This is a genomic window from Crenothrix sp. (assembly GCF_043729335.1).
GTDB lineage: Bacteria > Pseudomonadota > Gammaproteobacteria > Methylococcales > Methylomonadaceae > Crenothrix.
In genome coordinates this window covers 55,614-73,605 of sequence record NZ_JAYTLQ010000028.1, presented here as the reverse complement: position 1 = coordinate 73,605, position 17,992 = coordinate 55,614, and the positions used below count along the sequence as shown (strand labels likewise).

General features: G+C 44.0%; 21 protein-coding genes. 9 read left to right on the top strand and 12 right to left on the bottom strand.

Translation table 11 applies throughout. The features are described 5' to 3' along the window. Nucleotides 1-91: 91 nt before the first annotated feature. From ACHZC4_RS07115 to ACHZC4_RS07085, 7 genes are all read right to left on the bottom strand, one after another. Nucleotides 92-511 (bottom strand): class II aldolase/adducin family protein, encoded by a 420-nt coding sequence (locus ACHZC4_RS07115; protein WP_394753137.1) that lies wholly within the window; start codon nt 509-511, stop codon nt 92-94. Nucleotides 512-515: 4 nt separating this feature from the next. After that, nucleotides 516-764 (bottom strand): hypothetical protein, encoded by a 249-nt coding sequence (locus tag ACHZC4_RS07110; RefSeq protein ID WP_394753136.1) that lies wholly within the window; start codon nt 762-764, stop codon nt 516-518. A gap of 162 nt (nt 765-926) precedes the next feature. Continuing rightward, the gene (locus ACHZC4_RS07105) at nt 927-1,643 is read right to left on the bottom strand and encodes a hypothetical protein (protein ID WP_394753135.1); all 717 of its coding nucleotides are present in this window, start codon (nt 1,641-1,643) and stop codon (nt 927-929) included. A gap of 163 nt (nt 1,644-1,806) precedes the next feature. Further along, complete coding sequence (ilvD, locus tag ACHZC4_RS07100; protein ID WP_394753134.1) at nt 1,807-3,504, bottom strand: dihydroxy-acid dehydratase; 1,698 nt, start codon at nt 3,502-3,504, stop codon at nt 1,807-1,809. 72 nt (nt 3,505-3,576) lie between these two features. Continuing rightward, the gene (locus ACHZC4_RS07095) at nt 3,577-4,041 is read right to left on the bottom strand and encodes a TIGR04211 family SH3 domain-containing protein (protein WP_394753133.1); all 465 of its coding nucleotides are present in this window, start codon (nt 4,039-4,041) and stop codon (nt 3,577-3,579) included. A 44-nt stretch (nt 4,042-4,085) separates the two neighbouring features. Further along, nucleotides 4,086-4,991 (bottom strand): ornithine carbamoyltransferase, encoded by a 906-nt coding sequence (argF, locus tag ACHZC4_RS07090; protein WP_394753132.1) that lies wholly within the window; start codon nt 4,989-4,991, stop codon nt 4,086-4,088. After that, nucleotides 4,988-6,169 carry an aspartate aminotransferase family protein gene (locus ACHZC4_RS07085; RefSeq protein ID WP_394753131.1) on the bottom strand — a complete coding sequence of 394 codons (1,182 nt, stop codon included), beginning with the start codon at nt 6,167-6,169 and terminating at the stop codon, nt 4,988-4,990. Before ACHZC4_RS07085 ends, argF begins: the two co-directional genes overlap by 4 nt. 185 nt (nt 6,170-6,354) lie before the next feature. Between ACHZC4_RS07085 and grxD the strand changes: the two genes are divergently transcribed. Then, on the top strand, nt 6,355-6,675 hold the full coding sequence (grxD, locus tag ACHZC4_RS07080) for a Grx4 family monothiol glutaredoxin (RefSeq protein ID WP_394753130.1): 321 nt from the start codon (nt 6,355-6,357) through the stop codon (nt 6,673-6,675). Between the two features lie 77 nt (nt 6,676-6,752). Here grxD and rnt read toward each other — a convergent pair whose 3' ends face one another. Both rnt and pyrC read right to left on the bottom strand, forming a co-directional pair. Then, nucleotides 6,753-7,376, bottom strand: coding sequence for a ribonuclease T (gene rnt / locus ACHZC4_RS07075; protein WP_394753129.1), 624 nt, complete (start codon nt 7,374-7,376; stop codon nt 6,753-6,755). A gap of 67 nt (nt 7,377-7,443) precedes the next feature. Beyond that, complete coding sequence (gene pyrC, locus ACHZC4_RS07070; RefSeq protein ID WP_394753128.1) at nt 7,444-8,475, bottom strand: dihydroorotase; 1,032 nt, start codon at nt 8,473-8,475, stop codon at nt 7,444-7,446. 98 nt (nt 8,476-8,573) lie between these two features. Here pyrC and ACHZC4_RS07065 point away from each other — a divergent pair, with 98 nt between their 5' ends. The 8 genes from ACHZC4_RS07065 (at nt 8,574) to ACHZC4_RS07030 (ending at nt 14,784) form a co-directional block, all read left to right on the top strand. Then, a complete protein-coding gene (locus tag ACHZC4_RS07065; RefSeq protein ID WP_394753127.1) occupies nt 8,574-8,822 on the top strand; it encodes an FmdB family zinc ribbon protein in 249 nt (82 codons plus the stop codon). Nucleotides 8,823-8,890: 68 nt separating this feature from the next. Further along, nucleotides 8,891-10,690 (top strand): aspartate--tRNA ligase, encoded by a 1,800-nt coding sequence (aspS, locus tag ACHZC4_RS07060; protein WP_394753126.1) that lies wholly within the window; start codon nt 8,891-8,893, stop codon nt 10,688-10,690. A 121-nt stretch (nt 10,691-10,811) separates the two neighbouring features. After that, entirely contained in the window at nt 10,812-11,018 is a 207-nt protein-coding gene (locus ACHZC4_RS07055) for an addiction module protein (protein WP_394753125.1), read from the top strand. Continuing rightward, nucleotides 11,015-11,326, top strand: a complete 312-nt coding sequence (locus ACHZC4_RS07050; protein WP_394753124.1) for a type II toxin-antitoxin system RelE/ParE family toxin — start codon at nt 11,015-11,017, stop codon at nt 11,324-11,326. Before ACHZC4_RS07055 ends, ACHZC4_RS07050 begins: the two co-directional genes overlap by 4 nt. A gap of 41 nt (nt 11,327-11,367) precedes the next feature. After that, nucleotides 11,368-11,652 carry a hypothetical protein gene (locus tag ACHZC4_RS07045; RefSeq protein WP_394753123.1) on the top strand — a complete coding sequence of 95 codons (285 nt, stop codon included), beginning with the start codon at nt 11,368-11,370 and terminating at the stop codon, nt 11,650-11,652. Nucleotides 11,653-11,684: 32 nt separating this feature from the next. Beyond that, nucleotides 11,685-12,437, top strand: a complete 753-nt coding sequence (locus tag ACHZC4_RS07040; RefSeq protein WP_394753122.1) for an SIMPL domain-containing protein — start codon at nt 11,685-11,687, stop codon at nt 12,435-12,437. 49 nt (nt 12,438-12,486) lie between these two features. After that, nucleotides 12,487-13,575, top strand: a complete 1,089-nt coding sequence (gene nadA / locus ACHZC4_RS07035) for a quinolinate synthase NadA (protein WP_394753121.1) — start codon at nt 12,487-12,489, stop codon at nt 13,573-13,575. Nucleotides 13,576-13,827: 252 nt separating this feature from the next. Further along, complete coding sequence (locus ACHZC4_RS07030) at nt 13,828-14,784, top strand: alpha/beta hydrolase (protein ID WP_394753120.1); 957 nt, start codon at nt 13,828-13,830, stop codon at nt 14,782-14,784. 39 nt (nt 14,785-14,823) lie between these two features. Here the strand turns inward: ACHZC4_RS07030 and ACHZC4_RS07025 are convergent, their stop codons facing one another. The 3 genes from ACHZC4_RS07025 to ACHZC4_RS07015 form a co-directional block, all read right to left on the bottom strand. Continuing rightward, nucleotides 14,824-15,471 (bottom strand): DUF1345 domain-containing protein, encoded by a 648-nt coding sequence (locus ACHZC4_RS07025; RefSeq protein WP_394753119.1) that lies wholly within the window; start codon nt 15,469-15,471, stop codon nt 14,824-14,826. A 247-nt stretch (nt 15,472-15,718) separates the two neighbouring features. Further along, on the bottom strand, nt 15,719-16,354 hold the full coding sequence (locus tag ACHZC4_RS07020) for a response regulator transcription factor (protein ID WP_394753118.1): 636 nt from the start codon (nt 16,352-16,354) through the stop codon (nt 15,719-15,721). Next, the gene (locus ACHZC4_RS07015) at nt 16,341-17,918 is read right to left on the bottom strand and encodes a PAS domain S-box protein (RefSeq protein ID WP_394753117.1); all 1,578 of its coding nucleotides are present in this window, start codon (nt 17,916-17,918) and stop codon (nt 16,341-16,343) included. The genes ACHZC4_RS07020 and ACHZC4_RS07015 overlap by 14 nt, the downstream gene beginning before the upstream one ends. Nucleotides 17,919-17,992 lie beyond the last annotated feature (74 nt).

The window sequence follows — 17,992 nt, the reverse complement described above, 5'->3', positions numbered from 1 at the left end:
AATTTCAGGGTCATGGGGTTTCAGTGCAGTTTTTATCACTGCACTATGTCAAAAATCCCTACAAATTAACACCTGCATTGATTTGTAGGGACTACCCGGTATCGTAAGCGACCCGACCATAAAAGCGGCACGTCGTATGCAGCGCCCATTCAAGACGGCCTTGAGCAATCATGGTTAATGCCGTCGCGTAAGGTTGATGGGTATGCATAAGCACACGGGCGCGGGGAATAAGTCGATGTATCGGGGCATGAATGTGGTGCGCCGATGCCGAAGGTTCACCTTCGCCGCGAATCACTTTGCCGTTGAAGTCGCAGACTATCAGGTTGGAAGCGGTAATCTCGGAAAAATGCAAACCAAAGGGGTTGACCAAAAAGTGCTGCCCATCTGGCAACATTGCAGAAAAATGGTTGGCTATGGCTTCATGCAGATTATGAGCTACTGCAAGATGAAATGCAGCGGCAAGATCGACTCGCAGATTCCATTCGGTTTCAGTTGGGTTTAATGTACTCATAAAATTACGCAGCCAATGATTTAATTTGCAGCAAACCGATGATTGCAATCACTGACCAAACAATGTTTAGCCATAATAGCGGCTTGGCATCTTTATGTTTTGCATTGGCAACCATACATAAAGCGCCGATTAAATTTAACAGATGGTACACGGGAGAGCTGACATCCAGAAATTTTAGAGTAATAAATAAGTAGGCACTAATGATGAGAATGAAGCCGAGCCAGCCGATTTGATCGTAGCGTTTATCTGTCATTATATATCGAACTATAATATTACATAAAACTGGAGATTTATTCTTTGAAAGCCTCTACGTTCAATCCAAATTATCCGTCACAGCACCCAACATAATAATTCAAAATGTCTGTTGGATGCTGCGTTTTTATACCAAATTAAACTGTTGATTTTTAATTGCCTTTCAAGGAGCTATTACACCGGTAATCTCAATTTTTACCTTGTCGCCGGCTTTGAATTTTAACCCTGCATTTTCGCAATTCCAATAACTGACAGGCGCGGTCAAACTACTGCCTTTGATAGTGACTTTTGTCGATTGGCCAGTCTTGGTATTAGTACAAACCAATTCTGCTTTATGTTTAAGACGGGGAGAGATTGTTCCACTTAGTGATTCAAGGCCATGCAACTTTACAGCATCTATTTCTTTATAAACAGTTTGGCTGGTATTGGTAAAAATAGTTACCTTTACCGCTTTTACAAGATAACGCGTGGCTGGCCAGCTTATACGAAAATTATTAATAACATCGGGGAGGCTTGTATCTTTCCCCGTCCATACCCTATGAACAATGTTATTTGTGTCTATTGCATCAATTGCCCTAACAAAACCTGAGCCATATGTTTCTCGAATGGTTACACCGGTAGCGATAATGGGCGTTTTAAAACCCAATGTCAAAAACTCTGAACCTGCATTTGTAGTTTTTGGAGTCCAAGCTGTTGAATGATCGCCATAGGTAAGACTATTGGGCGCGCCTAAAGCTTGACTTGCAGACCAGCTATCTGAACTGTATTGAGTACTAAAACCGATTACTGTTGAAGCCCACTGATCAACCGCAGCATAACCAGAAATGGGTAATCCCAAGAAAAAGATTGCTAAAGATAGGTTTAAACGGAACTTTTTCATAAGAATTACCCCAAAAAAATTTTAATTATTAAATTCTATCAGAAATACCCTGTAAATAAATACGTACAAATGCCTATATAAGCCCTAAGTTTACGGGAAAGATCCGTACTTACCTTCTGAGGTAAATACCCGAACTCTAAGTGGGCAGGCGAATTTTTCTTGGTTAATCCAAATTATCAGTCACAGCACCCAGCGATGCGGAATTGACTAACTTGGCATATTTTGCCAATACGCCACGGGTATAACGCGGGGCTGGCTGTTGCCACTTAGCCAGTCTAGCAGCTATTGTTTGCTCATCAACATGCAATGTTAGCAGATTTTTTTCGGCATCAATCGTGATGGTATCGCCATTTTCAACAATAGCCAACGCGCCGCCGACATAAGCCTCAGGGGTAATATGTCCCACAACAAAACCGTGCGTACCACCGGAAAATCGCCCGTCGGTAACCAACGCCACTTCTTTACCCAAGCCTTTACCCATAATGGCCGACGTAGGGGAGAGCATCTCGCGCATACCCGGGCCGCCTTTAGGGCCTTCATAACGAATAACGATGACATCGCCTTTAACTATATCGCCGTTCAAAATGCTTTGCAGTGCCTGTTCTTCGGCATCGAATACTTTGGCTGTGCCAGTAAATACCAAGCCTTCTTTGCCGGTAATTTTAGCCACTGCACCACCCGAAGCCAGATTGCCATATAAGATAACTAAATGACTGTCTTTTTTAATCGGGTTATCCAAAGAACGGATTATATCCTGACCATCAGGGTACGGATTTACGCCAGCCAAGTTTTCTGCCATAGTTTTGCCGGTAACGGTTAAGCAATCACCGTACAATAAACCGCTGTCCAGAAGCACTTTCATCAGCGGTTGAATGCCGCCAATTTCAATCAGTTCCGCCATCTGGTATTTACCGCTAGGTTTTAAATCAGCAACCAACGGGACATGTTTACCGATGCGGGTAAAGTCATCCAGGGTAATATCCACATTGGCGGCATTGGCCATCGCTAATAAATGCAGTACCGCATTGGTGGAGCCGCCTAAAGCAATCACCACGGTAATGGCATTTTCAAAGGCGGGCTTGGTCATGATGTCGCTGGGCTTAATGTCTTTCCTCAGCAACTCCAATACCGCAGCACCGGCGCGTTCGCAGTCCAGACGTTTGTCATCTGAAATAGCGGCTTGCGCTGAACTGTTTGGCAAGCTCATGCCTAGGGCTTCAATAGCAGAGGCCATGGTATTGGCAGTGTACATACCGCCGCAAGAGCCGGGGCCTGGAATGGCTTTGCTTTCAATTGCCGCAAGTTCGGCATCATCAATCTGGTTATTGGCTCTGGCACCAACCGCCTCAAACACCGACACCACATCCAGTTTTTTATCTTTATGACAGCCCGGCATAATAGTGCCACCATAAACAAACACACTCGGGCGATTTAACCGTGAAATTGCCATCATACAGCCTGGCATATTTTTATCGCAGCCGCCAATAGCAACAATGCCGTCAAAACCTTGGCAACCGACCACCGTCTCAATGGAGTCAGCAATAACCTCGCGTGATACCAGTGAGTATTTCATGCCCTCGGTACCCATGGAAATGCCGTCGCTTATGGTGATGGTGTTAAAAATCACCGCTTTTCCGCCGCTGTTATTAACGCCCACAGCTGCGGCATCCGCCAGCTTATTAATATGCATATTGCACGGCGTCACCATACTCCAGGTGGAAGCAACGCCTATTTGTGGCTTTTTAAAATCGTCGTTGCTAAAACCGACAGCGTGCAGCATGGCACGACTGGGCGCACGCTCCATGCCGTCAACAACTAAAGAAGAATGGGCGCGGGTGTTTTTGTCACCGGATTGACTCATGTGGGTATTTCCTGCGGAATGATGCGTTTAACGATAAATTGCGAACGGGGTCAGTAAAGTGAGGTGCTGAAATTAAAAAGAACCCCAAGTATTTCTGCGTCCCCAGCTTATTTTAGGAATGATAAAGCCCAAAAGCACACCGGCTAGTGCCAGACCGCCACCATACAAAAACCAGTCTTGGTTGGCACTGTCTTTTAAAGCCTGGTTTTCAAGCTTGAACTGTTGCAAATCGCGTTCAACGTTAACTACGCGCTCTTGAAGGCTATCGCGCTCATTCTTGATTTGTTGCGCATTAGCAGATGTCTTCTTCAATTCGGTAAGTTCTCTGTTTAACAGCTCTTTGTCTTTTGTTAAGGAAAACTCCAAAGGAGTTACCGGCGCGTTAGGATCTTTTACGGCTTCTCCATTGGCATTAACGGTTTGGGCTTGGTCGGCGACGGCTGCTTTATGCTTACTATGGCCACGTTGATGTTGTTTAGCCTGAGCTACGCCACAAATCAGTATTAAAACGAAAAATGTACTGAGTATTTTCTTCACTGGAATCACTTGTTATTAATTTATATGGGGTTCAGTATCTGCTATTAGTTGCACAAAAGAAACTCTAGGAGCGCTTTTTGCGCATGTAAACGATTTTCAGCCTCATCGAAGACAACGCTTTGCGATCCGTCTATAACATCGGCGCTCACTTCTTCACCGCGATGGGCTGGTAAACAATGCATAAATAAAGCGTTGTCGTTAGCGGCCATCATGGTTTCAGTATTGACTTGATAGTCTTTAAAAGCTATCTGTCGTTGTCTTTGTTCCTCTTCCTGTCCCATGCTAGCCCAAACGTCGGTAACGATTAAGTCCGCATTTTGGGCAGCCGCTAAAGCTGAGTCAAAAAACATAATCCGGTCACCGGCCGCAGCAATGATATCTTGCTCCGGTGCGTAGCCTTCAGGACAGGCGATATTGAGCTGAAAATCCAGGAGCATAGCGGCATGAATATAAGAATGACACATGTTATTACCATCACCAATCCATGTCACCTTTTTATTTTTAATGTCACCCCGGTGTTCGAAGTAGGTTTGCATGTCGGCAAGCAGCTGACAAGGGTGCTGTGTATCTGTTAAACCATTGATGACAGGAACGCTGGAATGTTGCGCAAAGGTGGTGACGGTCTCATGGGCATTGGTTCTTAACATAATGCAGTCCACCATGCTGGATATCACCCGGGCACTATCTTGTAGAGGCTCGCCGCGTCCCAATTGTGTATCTCTAGGCGACAAAAACAAGGCGCTACCACCAAAATGACTCATTCCTGCTTCGAAAGAAATGCGTGTGCGCGTGGATGATTTTTCAAAAATCATCGCCAAAACCTGGCCTTTCAGCGGCTGATAATCAGGGTCACGGTGTTTTTTTAGCTGTATGGCTCTTTGAATTAAAAAACGAAATTCTTCGCTAGTCAGATCAAGTAAACTAATAAAATGTCTAGGCTGACTGCTCATAATAATTGTGCTGTGTATTCGGTAATAATCATGGATAACGTATCTACGAGTTGATCGATTTGTGCTTCGTTAATAATTAATGGCGGTAGCAAGCGTATGGTTTTTTCGTTGGTGACATTAATCAATAAATGCTGATGTAAAGCCATCTTTACTAATTCCGCACAGGGTGTGTCGAGCTCAATCCCTATCATCAAGCCCTTGTTACGTACATCAATAACGTGTTCATGGCCTTGCAAGCTGTCTTTAAATTTAGAACAGATGGCATTACCTTTTTGTGTGGCCAAGGCGATTAAATTATCATCTTCCAAGGTTTTTAAGACAGCCAATGCCGCACTGCAAGCCAATGGATTGCCACCAAAAGTAGAGCCGTGTGTGCCTGCGGTTAAAACGTGCGCCGCTGCGCCACGTGCTAAACAGGCGCCAATGGGTACACCATTGCCTAATGCTTTTGCCAAGGTACATACATCGGGCAGAATATTATTGTGCTGAAAAGCCAAAAATTTTCCGGTACGGCCAATGCCGGTCTGGATTTCATCGAGCATCATTAAAATGTTGTGCCGATCGCATAATTCCCGTATGCGGGTCAGATAATCCGCTGCGGGTATATTAACCCCGCCCTCGCCTTGAATAGGTTCAACCAAAATCGCTACGATGTTTTTATGGGAATTAAGGGCCAGTTCAATCGCGTTAATATCGTTGTAAGGCACACGGATAAAACCTTCTACCAACGGCGCAAAACCTTGTTGTATCTTAACGTTGCCAGTGGCGCTAAGTGTAGCTAAAGTGCGGCCATGAAAGCTTTTTTCCATCACAAGTATAGTTGGGTTTTCTATACCTGATTGGTGGCCAAATTTACGCGCCAGCTTAATGGCCGCTTCATTGGCTTCGGCACCGGAATTGCAAAAAAACACATTATCCATGCCGCTTTTTTCAGTCAGCTTGTCGGCCAACTGTTCCTGAACGGCAATACCGTAAATATTTGAAGTGTGCAACAAGCGCTTACTTTGCTCACAAATAGCCGCATGAACGGCAGGATGGGCATGCCCTAAATTGCACACTGCAATACCAGAGAGTGCGTCTAAATAACGGTTATCTTGTTCATCCCACAACCATGCGCCTTCCCCTCTGTAAAAGGTGACAGGTAAACGACCGTAAGTGGGCATAATGTTGCTGGCCATAGCATTGATCCAAAAGGAAGAAATAAGTAGCCAACTTTGGCTACGCTTTAAAAAAAAGCGTTGATTATAAATTTCAATGCCCTGATAAGCAAGAACAGGCTTGTAAGATTCGCTTCTTAAAGCGCTTTAAAGTTGATAGAATTACCTTAATCTATTTTTGAAAAATTGGTAAAGAGGCCAACAACATGTCTGTTATAGAAAGAATTCAAGAACAACTTGCAAACCCTGTCGTGTTATACATGAAGGGTTCACCGGATTTCCCACAGTGTGGTTTTTCGGGTCAAGCAGTGCAAATATTGGGCGCGTGTAAAGCTGAATACGCACATTTTAATATCTTTGAAGACCCTGAGTTGCGCGAAGCATTGAAAGAATACTCAAGCTGGCCAACATATCCACAGCTTTATATTGGCGGCAAACTGGTCGGTGGCTGCGACATCATGATTGATTTGTACAAAAAAGGTGAATTAGCTACATTGTTATCGTCTGTGGGTGCGGTTGCCGCGTAATTAGTTGCAGTTAACGAGCGTGCAGACTATGTGTGCGCTCGTTTAAAAGATATATTTTAATTTTCGTGGACAACTTGTTAAAAAGCCGGAATTTGCAATGCCCGCCAGCGATTCACCATCATACAAAATAATTCCGCCGTAATCTCCGCATCATACAGCGCGGAATGGGCTTTTTCGTTATCCCATTTTAGACCAGCCGCTTCGGCAATCTTCGCCAATACCGTTTGCTGATAAACCAAGCCACCTAATGTCGCGGTATCAAAGGTACTGAACGGATGAAAGGGGCTGCGTTTGATTTGTGCACGCTGTATGGCAGCATTTAAAAAAGCAATATCAAAGGCCGGATTATGGCCGACCAGAATCGCCCTTGAACAATTATTGCGCTTTATCGCTGCTTTTATGGGTTTAAAAAGCAGATCCAATGATTCTTTTTCTTCCAGCGCCATGCGAAAAGGATGATAAGGATCGATGCCATTAAATTTAAGCGCCGCCGGATCCAATTCTGAATTTTTAAAAGGCACGACGTGCGTGGCATGGCGCTCGGTAATTTCTAAATCATTTTCATCGTTAAATTCGACAATAATGGCTGAAATTTCCAGAACCGCATGTTTTTTAGGATTAAAGCCCGCTGTTTCAATGTCTACAACAACGGGAAGATAGCCTCTAAATCGTTTATTTAGAGGAATAGCAGATAAATTCATGGGGTGTTATAACGCGAAGGTGGCGAAGGGTAGGCGAGCTTTATGGTAATGCCTTTGTAATCAGAAGTCATTGTATTTTCCAGCGTAACATTTCATTGGCTTTTAACGGCGTAATAGACAAATCGCCTGTGCCGTAGGTAGCAGGCACTTGCCACGGCTCTTGTTTTAAGATGATTGTTGTGGTGTTGCGGGGTAATCGGTAGAAATCGGGGCCGTTAAAACTGGCGAAACTTTCCAGTTTATCCAAAGCGTTCTCGGTTTCAAAAGCTTCTGCATATAACTCAATAGCGGCATGGGCGCTATAACAACCCGCACAACCACAGCTGTTTTCTTTTAGATGGGACAAATGCGGGGCACTGTCTGTGCCCAAAAAGAATTTTGCGTTACCGCTAGTTGCAGCCTCAACTAATGCAACACGGTGTTTTTCACGTTTAATGATAGGCAAGCAATAGTAATGCGGCCTTATACTACCCGCCAGCATGGCATTGCGATTAAACAGTAAGTGCTGCGGGGTAATGGTTGCAGCAATTTTATTGGATGATGCTTGCACAAATTCTACCGCTTCTTGTGTGGTGGCGTGTTCAAAAACGATGCGCAAGTTGGGGAAGTTTTTTACCACATCCACTAAATAAGTCTCGATAAAGACTTTTTCCCGGTCAAAAATATCGCATTCTGCATCGGTGACTTCACCGTGCAGCAACAACGGCACATCGTGTTTTTCCAGCGCTTCCAGCAGCGGGTAAATGGCTTTTACATTAGCAACACCGGCATCAGAATTAGTGGTTGCACCGGCTGGATACAATTTAAACGCATGGACATACTCAGAATCCGCCACGCGTTTAATTTCTTCCGGCGTTGTGGCGGCCGTTAAATACAAGGTCATTAACGGAGTAAAGTTTAATCCTGCCGGAACCGCTTGCAAGATTTCATCCCGATATGCCAAAGCTTGTTCCATGGTGGTTATTGGAGGTTTAAGATTGGGCATAATAATTGCCCGTGCGAATTGCCTGGCGGTATGCGCGATAACGGCCTTTAAGATTGCGCCCGATCTGACGTGTACATGCCAGTCATCTGGCTGGATTATGGTTAATGTTTTCATGATTGAGGTTTAAGTCTGTAAAATAGCACCTATTATTATAGAAGCGACTTGAAAAACCAACTATCGCCCGCTATATCTGTTCATTTTAGGAGTCATCAATGCCAATTTACGAATACCAATGCCAGTCTTGTGGGCATGCGTATGAAGCTTTACAAAAACTCAGTGCCGAGCCGTTAACGCAATGTCCTGTGTGCAATAAGCCAGATTTGCTTAAAAAAATCTCGGCAGCGGGTTTTAGGCTAAAAGGCGCGGGCTGGTATGAAACCGATTTTAAAAGTGGCACGAAAAAGAATGTTGCAGGGGAGGGTGGCGCGCCCACCCCATCAGTTGCCAAAGCCACTGAATAACAGTATGTCATTGCCCGTTGCAAACCATCATCAATTATTTTAGTTACCATCATTACATAGGAAAAAACATGCGTACCCACAAGTGCGGAGAACTTAATAAACAACAGCTAGGAGCCACCGTTGACATCTGTGGCTGGGTACACAGACGACGTGACCACGGCGGCGTTATTTTTATCGATTTGCGCGACCGTGCCGGTTTGGTGCAGGTTGTCGTTGATCCAGACGTTGCAGATACCTTTACTATTGCCGAGCATGTCCGCAGTGAATACGTATTGAAGATCAGTGGTATCGTGCGCGATCGCCCCGCCGGTACGACTAATCCTAATATGCTTTCCGGTGAGATTGAGCTGCTGGCCAGGCACATCGAAGTGCTGAACGAGTCGGAAACCCCGCCGTTCCCAATAGAAAGCGACATCGAAGTTAACGAAGAGCTGCGTTTGCGCTACCGTTACATTGACTTGCGCCGCACCGCCATGCAAGAAAAAATGAAAGTGCGCCGTGATGTCACGCGCATCTTGCGTAACTTTTTGGATGACAATGAGTTTTTCGAAATCGAAACCCCGTATTTGACCAAAGCCACGCCGGAAGGCGCACGCGATTATATTGTGCCTAGCCGCACCCACGAAAATTCGTTTTTTGCGCTGCCGCAATCACCGCAGTTGTACAAACAAATGCTGATGATTGCCGGTATGGACCGCTATTATCAGGTCGTGCGCTGCTTCCGCGATGAAGACTTACGCGCCGACCGTCAACCTGAATTTACCCAGTTGGATATCGAAACTTCGTTCATGAACGAAGATGAGATCATGGTCATCATGGAAGAGATGATCCGCCAGTTGTTTGCTAAGGTCATCAACGTGGAACTGGATGCCAAATTCCCGCGCATGAGCTACCAGGAAGCCATTTCGCGCTACGGTATTGACCGCCCTGATCTGCGCATTCCGCTGGAATTGGTCGATATTGCCGATGACATGAAAGACGTGGATTTCAAGGTATTTTCAGCACCGGCCAATGATCCGAAAGGCCGTGTTGCCGCCATGCGCGTACCGAATGGTGGCGAGTTGCTAAGCCGTAAAGACATTGATGATCTGACTAAATTCGTCAGTATTTACGGAGCGCGGGGCTTGGCGTATATTAAAGTCAACGATTTGGCGGCAGGCATTGACGGCTTGCAATCCCCGATTGTTAAATTTGCCTCCGCTGAAGTGTGGGCGAGTGTGATGGCCAAAACCGGCGCACAAGACGGCGATTTGATCTTTTTTGGTGCGGACAAAGCCAGTATCGTCAATGAAGCGATGGGCGCGTTGCGGGTTAAATTAGGCCACGACCTTAAATTGCTGCAAGGTGAGTGGAAACCAGTGTGGGTGGTGGACTTCCCGATGTTTGACTGGGATGAAAAATCAGGCCGCTTTAATGCTATTCATCATCCGTTTACTGCGCCCAGTTGTTCGGTGGAAGACTTGGTGGCGAATCCAGCTACAGCGTTGTCACGGGCTTACGATTTGGTGTTGAACGGCACAGAAGTCGGCGGTGGTTCGATTCGTATCAACCGCACTTCTATGCAACAAACTGTGTTTGAGATTTTGGGCATTGGTGAAGTGGAAGCTCGCGAAAAATTCGGTTTCTTGCTGGATGCATTGAAGTATGGCGCACCGCCGCACGGTGGTTTGGCGTTTGGTCTGGATCGTTTGGTGATGTTGATGACCGGTTCTACATCAATCCGTGATGTGATTGCTTTCCCGAAAACGCAGTCGGCGGCGTGTCCGTTGGTGAGTGCGCCTGCTGTTGTAACTGACGAACAATTGAAAGAGCTGGGTATACGCTTGATTAAACCAGCGGGTAAGGAAAAAACGCCGCAAACCAGTTAGGTAATAGACTGCTGATTGGGCGGATTATCACGGATTTTATGCTGATCAACCGTCACCTTCGTGTTATTGAGGTTGGTTTCTTGAAAAGATATACACGCTTTTATATCGTTAAGGTAACTACATGAATACGCTCGAAATAGCAAGAATGAGTACGGTTGAAAGGTTACAGGCAATGGAAGCCTTATGGGATTCCTTAATTCATGAAGAAACAGAGCCTGAATCACCAGAATGGCATCAAGGTATTCTTGATGCCAGATCAAAAAAAATTGCAGAAGGCAAGGCTGAATTTATTTCGCTTAAAGAATTGAAATCAAAACAGAATAGATGATTATCATTAATCACATTCAAATACTCGCTGATGCTGAGTATGATCTTTATGAAGCCCGTGACTTTTACGATAAGCAAGGGAAAAATATAGGGGATTATTTTTGGGACAGTATTTTGTCTGATATAGAATCTCTGATGATTTTTGTGGGTGTGCATAAAAAAGATTACGGCTACTATAGAATGCTAGCCAAAAGATTCCCATATGCAATTTATTACGATGTAAACCAAGATGTTGCTTCTGTTATTGCTGTGTTGCCATTAAGAAGAAATCCAGTTTGGATAAAAGATAAGATGAGTAATAGAAACTAAAATTATTGGTTTGTTAGGTCAGTAATTACAAGAGGGCTGTTATGAAAAAACTCACTAAAGAACAAACAGAAGAATTAACTCAACTGGCGCTTTTGTCAGATGAAGACATTGATACCAGCGATATTCCAGAACAAACTAATTGGGAGAACGCAGTTGTTGGGCGGTTCTATTTGAAACACAAGTCAAAAATCAGCACAGATATAAGCTCGGATGAAAGTAACGAGTTTCATCGCCGCTTAGCTGAACACCTTGCTGACCCTTCAAGTGGTATACCGTGGGAACACGTCCGAGCAGCATTGCTCAAAGAACAACAACTAATCCGCTAGCATTATCCCACACCAAACAAAAGGACGATCCAATGGAAAAACAATTACCTTATTCAATGGCCGTATTGGGTTTGTTGCTCGCCTTGGGCATGTCCGGCGCGGCATTTATTTTAGGCGTACAGGCTAAAAAAGCTGTATCGGCGCAACAGTCTGTTTCTGTAAAAGGCTTGGCAGAAAAAGCCGTGCAAGCTGATAATGCCGAATGGACAGTGACTGTTTCGGTAACCGCCGAAACTTTCTCTGATGCGTTAGCTAAATTACGCCAAGAACGCCCAGGTTTGGATACGTTTTTAATTGAACATGGCTTGGATAAAACCAGCTGGCAAGAAGGCGCTGAGTCGGTAACGCCACACATGATTGATATTCCTTTACCCAATGGCGGCACACGCTCTGAACAAAGAGGCTACGATGCCAGCCAAAACATTGTGGTAACTAGTAAAGACTTAGTAAAAGTCACTGCCGCCAACAAGGATATTCTGAGCGTACAAGCTACTGGCAAACCATTTACTGCCAGTGCGCCGTTGTACTTGGTGAGTAATCTGGAAGACGTTAAAATGTCGCTCATCGGCGATGCAACCGAAAACGCCCGTAACCGCGCCAAAGAATTTGTTAAACATGACGGCGTAAAAGTCGGGGTGATGCGTTCAGCTTCGCAGGGTGCGTTTTATATATTGCCGCCTGGTGGTACGTCGGATGGTGATGATTACGGCGGTACGTATGACAAGACTACCATTAATAAAACCGCCAAGGTAGTTGTTACTATCGTTTATAACATTGAACAATAATGCTGTTTTTTCATCTAACTTTCAGTTGTCCCTTTTTGTGAGCTTTTAAATGACTTTTCCGATTCAAGATTACGCCTTACTCGACGATGAAGAATGCGATACTCGCATTATTGCCGCCAAAGCCAAATTGGGTAAACGCTGCGTAATACTCGGCCATCATTATCAACGCGATGAAGTGTTTAAACACGCCGATTTTTCAGGGGATTCTTTGCAATTATCCCGCGATGCGGCTAAATCCGACGCTGAATACATCGTGTTTTGCGGTGTGCATTTTATGGCGGAAGTGGCGGATATATTGTCACGACCTGAACAGATTTCCATCTTGCCCGATTTGGCAGCAGGCTGTTCAATGGCGGACATGGCCAACTTGATTAAAGTGCAAAAATGCTGGGATGAATTGTCGCAAGTACTGGATGCCGACAATACCATCACGCCGGTTACCTACATTAACTCAGCTGCCGATTTGAAAGCGTTTTGCGGCAAGCATAACGGTATTGTTTGTACGTCGTCCAATGCGCAAAAAATACTGGAATGGAGCTTTGCCCAACGTGAAAAAGTGCTGTTTTTCCCTGATCAGCATTTAGGCCGCAATACCGGCTATCGTATGGGCATTCCGCTTGAGCAGATGGTCACCTGGGATTTTACTAAGCCGATGGGCGGGCTAACAGAACAGCAAATTCGTGATGCTAAAATTATTTTGTGGAAAGGCTATTGCTCCGTGCATCAAGCCTTTAAGCCCGAGCAAATCGATAATTTTCTGGCTAAATACCCAGATACCAAGGTGATCGCTCACCCAGAAGCGCCGTTTGAAGTCTGCCAAAAATCGGATTTTATGGGCTCTACTTCGTACATCTTAAAAACCATACGTGCCGCTGAACTCAATACACGTTGGCTGGTGGCCACGGAATTAAATTTAGTGAACCGGCTGCATGAAGAATGTAAAGCTGACGGAAAAAGTGTGCATTTTATGTCACCAACACTGTGTATGTGTTCCACTATGTTCAGGACTGATCCACAGCATTTGGCGTGGGTTATGGAGAATTTAGCAGCAGGGAATGTGATTAACCAGATTTCTGTGCCTCCGGAAGAAGCTAAATTGGCTAAATTGGCGTTGGATAACATGTTGCTGGTGAGTTAAGCTACTGAATATTCTATCGATTTAATATCCTACAAACGAATCAAAGCCGCTCAATTTTAACGCTTTTGCCTAATCCAGGCGTTTAGCTTAATAGGTGAGCGGCATCCACAACATTCAGCCCAAATCTTGGCTCTTAACGCCAAGGCTACTCCTTTGTTTATAATAAACAATATCGATCACTTATTACGTGAGACTATGAAAACGCCGTCTATCACTCTTTGCTTTTTTTTATTGATTACTTTGACAGGTTGTATGCCCAAAATTTATCCACCCGGTGAAAAAAGTCAGGCCGCACACATCAGTGATGGCATTTTTGTAGCTGAAGATGGCGCAAATTTGCCCTTACGCCATTGGCTACCTGAAGATGAACCGAAAGCCGTATTAATCGCACTGCATGGTTTTAACGATTACAGCCATTTTTTTGATGGCCCTGGACGTTATTTCAGCAGCCAGGGTATCGCGTGTTTTGCCTATGATCAACGTGGTTTTGGCGCAGCACCCAGGCGTGGCTTGTGGGCTGGCGAAGCTGCTTACACCAGTGATTTAAAAATACTGGCGAGCCTGTTAAAACAGCGTTATCCCAATCGGCCTATTTATTTATTAGGTGAAAGTATGGGCGGTGCGGTGATTATTACGGCCATGAGCAAAACCAAAATGCCGAAAATAGATGGCATTATTTTGTCTGCACCGGCACTGTGGGCAAGGTCTACAATGCCTTGGTATCAAACCAGCCTGCTGTGGACTTTAGCCCATAGTATGCCGTGGCTAACCCTGACCGGTAGAGGTGTACGCATTACTCCATCAGATAATATTGAAATGCTGCGGGCATTGGGCAAAGATCCGTGGATTATTAAAAAAACCCGTGTGGATGCTATCCACGGCCTAACTGATTTAATGGACACGGCCTATAGCAGTGCAACCTCGTTGCAAGGTAATACCTTACTGCTTTATGGTGAAAAGGACGAAATTATTCCTAAAAAACCCACGTATAAGTTTTTGCAAAAATTTATGGAAACCAATGCAGCCGATAAAACTGTGGCGTTTTACCCCAAAGGCTATCACATGCTATTACGCGATTTGCAGGCATCTACTGCCTGGAAAGACATTGCGGCCTGGATTTACAGCACTACCCAAAAATTACCTTCCGGTGCTGATAATCGGGCGCAGCATGTACTGGCACAGCTGACTTCGCCCACATCAAAACAATAAGCGGTATTGGATAAGATGCTTACGTTTTAGGTGAGACGATCATAGGAGACTAGCGCCCACATTAACCGTTAACGCTAAAATGGTGATGTTGAAAAAAAATACAATCACACAATGCAATGTAACTAAGCGACGAAAGACTTTGGAAGTGATATTAATGTCAGCGGTTTGTGCGGCAGTACCAATAATGAAGGAAAAATAAACAAAATCCCAATAATCAGGTTCAGGGTTATCGCCAGGGAATTCTAGCCCGCCATCGTTAGTTTTTAAGCTGCTATTGTAATATTCATGGGCGTAATGCAGTGCAAACATTATCTGCATAAACATCCACGATAATACGACCGTAATCCCAGTGATTATAATGCGTGCGTTTGAAGTATCATTTTGGGCTTTTGCATTGGCAAGTTCTGTCATAATGGCTCCCAAACTGGCCCCCACCGAAATAATCGTAAAAATAAGAATGAGTAAAGCGCCTTCATCTTGAGTGGCAGCACGCGATCTTATTGTTTGGGAGTTAGATTTAAACATCATGACTGAGGTGAGTATCAGATAAAGAAATATTCCTGAATCCCAAGAAGTCAAAAATTTAGTAACACTTCGCCAGTCTTCGGGTAAACCCCAAAAATAGATTATCGCTATCACGAAGACAGTGACGGTCAATCTTGGCCGAACTATGAAATGTCGCAACATATTTTATATTTTCATAACAAGTGAAAAAACTTGGCATGGGGCAAGGTAAGCTAGGGCAAGAAAGACGTCAAGTTATTTGTGCAGACTTAGTTGCTTGCCAAATTAACGTGCTAAATTCCGTTAGCGTACGCTTGAAGCAGCTTCCTTATGGTTGTTATTTCCAGATAATTATCCCGCCTAAAGATTCGCATAATGTATATTATGTTAAATTAAGCTTATATTTTAGGTGAAGCCGCAAAAACATTTCTCAATGCAAATTTCTGCCTATTACTTCACACTGCATCGCCATCATGACCAATTCAGCGAGGTTTTCGGCCTGCATTTTTTCCATAATGTGCGCACGGTGTATATCAATCGTGCGCTTGCTGATATCCAGTACTCGAGCAGCTTCTTTATTGGAATAGCTGCTTACAATCAAGCACAGCACTTCTTTTTCCCGCTCAGTGAGATAATTGAGCCGGTCTTGTAGCTTGCGTTTTTCAACCCGTTTGCGTCTGCATTCTATATCCTTTTTGATGGCTTCAGCAATACGCTCTAACAAGACTACGCTATCAAAAGGTTTCTCCAAGAAATCAACAGCACCGGCTCTAAACGCCTTTGCTGAATCTGGAATATTGGCGTTACCACTAATGAATATAATGGGTATGGAAATATTCCTTTTAGTGAGCTCTTCCTGAAGTTCAAGGCCGTCCATTATGGGCATTCTGACATCCAGTAACAAACAGCCTGGCAAGGTCGCATTGTAGTTTTCTAAAAAAGCATCCGCAGAATCAAAGCTTTTAATAGATTGTCCTGTAGACTCAATAAGAAGCGTTAATGAATCGCGTACAGCAAATTCATCATCGACCAAGTAAACTAAAGTAAGTGGCTCATTTTGAGTCATTAATGGGGTTCCATACCGGTAACGTAAAGTAAAAAGTTGTGCCTTTGTTTTGTTTAGAATTGAAATGCAGCACACCTTCATGTGCTTCTACCAATGAGCGACTAATCGACAACCCCATACCCATACCTGTTGATTTTGTTGTGTAAAAAGGTGTTAATATTTTTTCACGCTGTACATCATTTAAGCCGGAACCATTATCTTTAACCTTGATTTCTATGAAGTTTTGCTCATTCAAATGAGTCTGAATGGATAAAATCCGCAATGCTTGTGCGGGTAAATCACGTAACGCATCAAGGCTGTTTCTAATTAAATTGATGATGACTTGTTCAATTTGTACGTTATCAATATAGACAAGAGGCAGGTTTTTTTCCAGTTCAAAACTTAATTTAATGCTGTCTTGTTTAAGATCAGCATCCAGCAAACTAATGGCTTCAAAGATCAAGCTGTTGATATTGGCGGCGGCACGGTGTATTTTGCGAGGTTTTACGAACTCGCGCATGCTGTGAATTATCTGGCCGGCCTTTAATGCTTGTTGATGTGTTTTATAAAGAATTTCGCTGAGTTTAATTAAGTCAGGATTAGGCGCATCAATGTAACGTAAACACACTTGCGTGTAGTTAACGACAGCAGTCAGCGGCTGATTGACTTCGTGCGCAATCCCTGAGGCCATTTCTCCCATAACACCCAGGCGGGTAACATGAGCCAGCTTATCTAAATGTTCTTTGTTTTGCTGCTCTTGCAGTTTACGCAAACTCACGTCGCGAAGAATGCCGGTAAAATAATTGATGCCATCAATGGAATACTGCACGATAGACAAATCCAGCAGTAAAATTGAACCATCTTTGTGCATGCCCTGCACTTCTTGAATTTTACCAATAAATGCCGATATAAAAGTGTGTAACTTATTTTTTGAATAGTGCCGTGGTCTTTTACGCTTTAATAAAGGTAAAAGCTTAACAATGCTGTCTTTAATCAATTCCGCTTCGGTATAACCGAAAATAGTTTCTACCGCATTATTAACAGAAATTATCATCCCTTCACTATCAATGGTAACAATGCCTTCTACAGACGCATTAAAAATAGAATTCAGCTTGGCTTCGCGTTCCAGCAACTGATTACGGACTTTTTCTGACAGCGTTTCGTTATGATAAACCACTGCTTGTTCGGCCTGCCGACGTTCGGTAATATCACTGATCGTTAAAAATACGCTATTGACAGAACCGATGGTAGCTCGGCATTCAAGGTGTGTTATGGGAGTATTTTTATGTTTCAGCCGGATCTCCAAAGGATGCCCGGCTTGTTGCTTTGTAAAATTCCGAATGTAAAAAAAATAGCTGCTGTGATCAATTGGATTAATGAAATCATCCAATTTCCTATTCACTAACTGTTGAATAGGATGTGCCAGTAACCGACTTGCTTCAGCATTAACCTGTTGAATAACACCCGCCCTATCCAGAACCAAATAGCCTACAGGTGCCAGATTAAAAATAGCCTCAAAACTGTTATGCTTTAGGTCGAGCTGCTGTGTTTTTGAACCAGGGCATATTGTTTGTATGGGTTGCATTTCTTGGTTTCTTATCAAGATAATGAGTTAAAACAGTCGGTTTTAATTTAAAAACGGCACTATCGTGAATGTGT

Coding starts and splice junctions, on each gene's coding strand:
- ACHZC4_RS07115 (WP_394753137.1), bottom strand. CDS start 511: ATGAGTACATTAAACCCAACTGAAACCGAATGGAATCTGCGAGTCGAT.
- ACHZC4_RS07110 (WP_394753136.1), bottom strand. CDS start 764: ATGACAGATAAACGCTACGATCAAATCGGCTGGCTCGGCTTCATTCTC.
- ACHZC4_RS07105 (WP_394753135.1), bottom strand. CDS start 1,643: ATGAAAAAGTTCCGTTTAAACCTATCTTTAGCAATCTTTTTCTTGGGA.
- ilvD (WP_394753134.1), bottom strand. CDS start 3,504: ATGAGTCAATCCGGTGACAAAAACACCCGCGCCCATTCTTCTTTAGTT.
- argF (WP_394753132.1), bottom strand. CDS start 4,991: ATGAGCAGTCAGCCTAGACATTTTATTAGTTTACTTGATCTGACTAGC.
- ACHZC4_RS07085 (WP_394753131.1), bottom strand. CDS start 6,169: ATGGCCAGCAACATTATGCCCACTTACGGTCGTTTACCTGTCACCTTT.
- grxD (WP_394753130.1), top strand. CDS start 6,355: ATGTCTGTTATAGAAAGAATTCAAGAACAACTTGCAAACCCTGTCGTG.
- rnt (WP_394753129.1), bottom strand. CDS start 7,376: ATGAATTTATCTGCTATTCCTCTAAATAAACGATTTAGAGGCTATCTT.
- pyrC (WP_394753128.1), bottom strand. CDS start 8,475: ATGAAAACATTAACCATAATCCAGCCAGATGACTGGCATGTACACGTC.
- ACHZC4_RS07065 (WP_394753127.1), top strand. CDS start 8,574: ATGCCAATTTACGAATACCAATGCCAGTCTTGTGGGCATGCGTATGAA.
- aspS (WP_394753126.1), top strand. CDS start 8,891: ATGCGTACCCACAAGTGCGGAGAACTTAATAAACAACAGCTAGGAGCC.
- ACHZC4_RS07055 (WP_394753125.1), top strand. CDS start 10,812: ATGAATACGCTCGAAATAGCAAGAATGAGTACGGTTGAAAGGTTACAG.
- ACHZC4_RS07050 (WP_394753124.1), top strand. CDS start 11,015: ATGATTATCATTAATCACATTCAAATACTCGCTGATGCTGAGTATGAT.
- ACHZC4_RS07045 (WP_394753123.1), top strand. CDS start 11,368: ATGAAAAAACTCACTAAAGAACAAACAGAAGAATTAACTCAACTGGCG.
- ACHZC4_RS07040 (WP_394753122.1), top strand. CDS start 11,685: ATGGAAAAACAATTACCTTATTCAATGGCCGTATTGGGTTTGTTGCTC.
- nadA (WP_394753121.1), top strand. CDS start 12,487: ATGACTTTTCCGATTCAAGATTACGCCTTACTCGACGATGAAGAATGC.
- ACHZC4_RS07030 (WP_394753120.1), top strand. CDS start 13,828: ATGCCCAAAATTTATCCACCCGGTGAAAAAAGTCAGGCCGCACACATC.
- ACHZC4_RS07025 (WP_394753119.1), bottom strand. CDS start 15,471: ATGTTGCGACATTTCATAGTTCGGCCAAGATTGACCGTCACTGTCTTC.
- ACHZC4_RS07020 (WP_394753118.1), bottom strand. CDS start 16,354: ATGACTCAAAATGAGCCACTTACTTTAGTTTACTTGGTCGATGATGAA.
- ACHZC4_RS07015 (WP_394753117.1), bottom strand. CDS start 17,918: ATGCAACCCATACAAACAATATGCCCTGGTTCAAAAACACAGCAGCTC.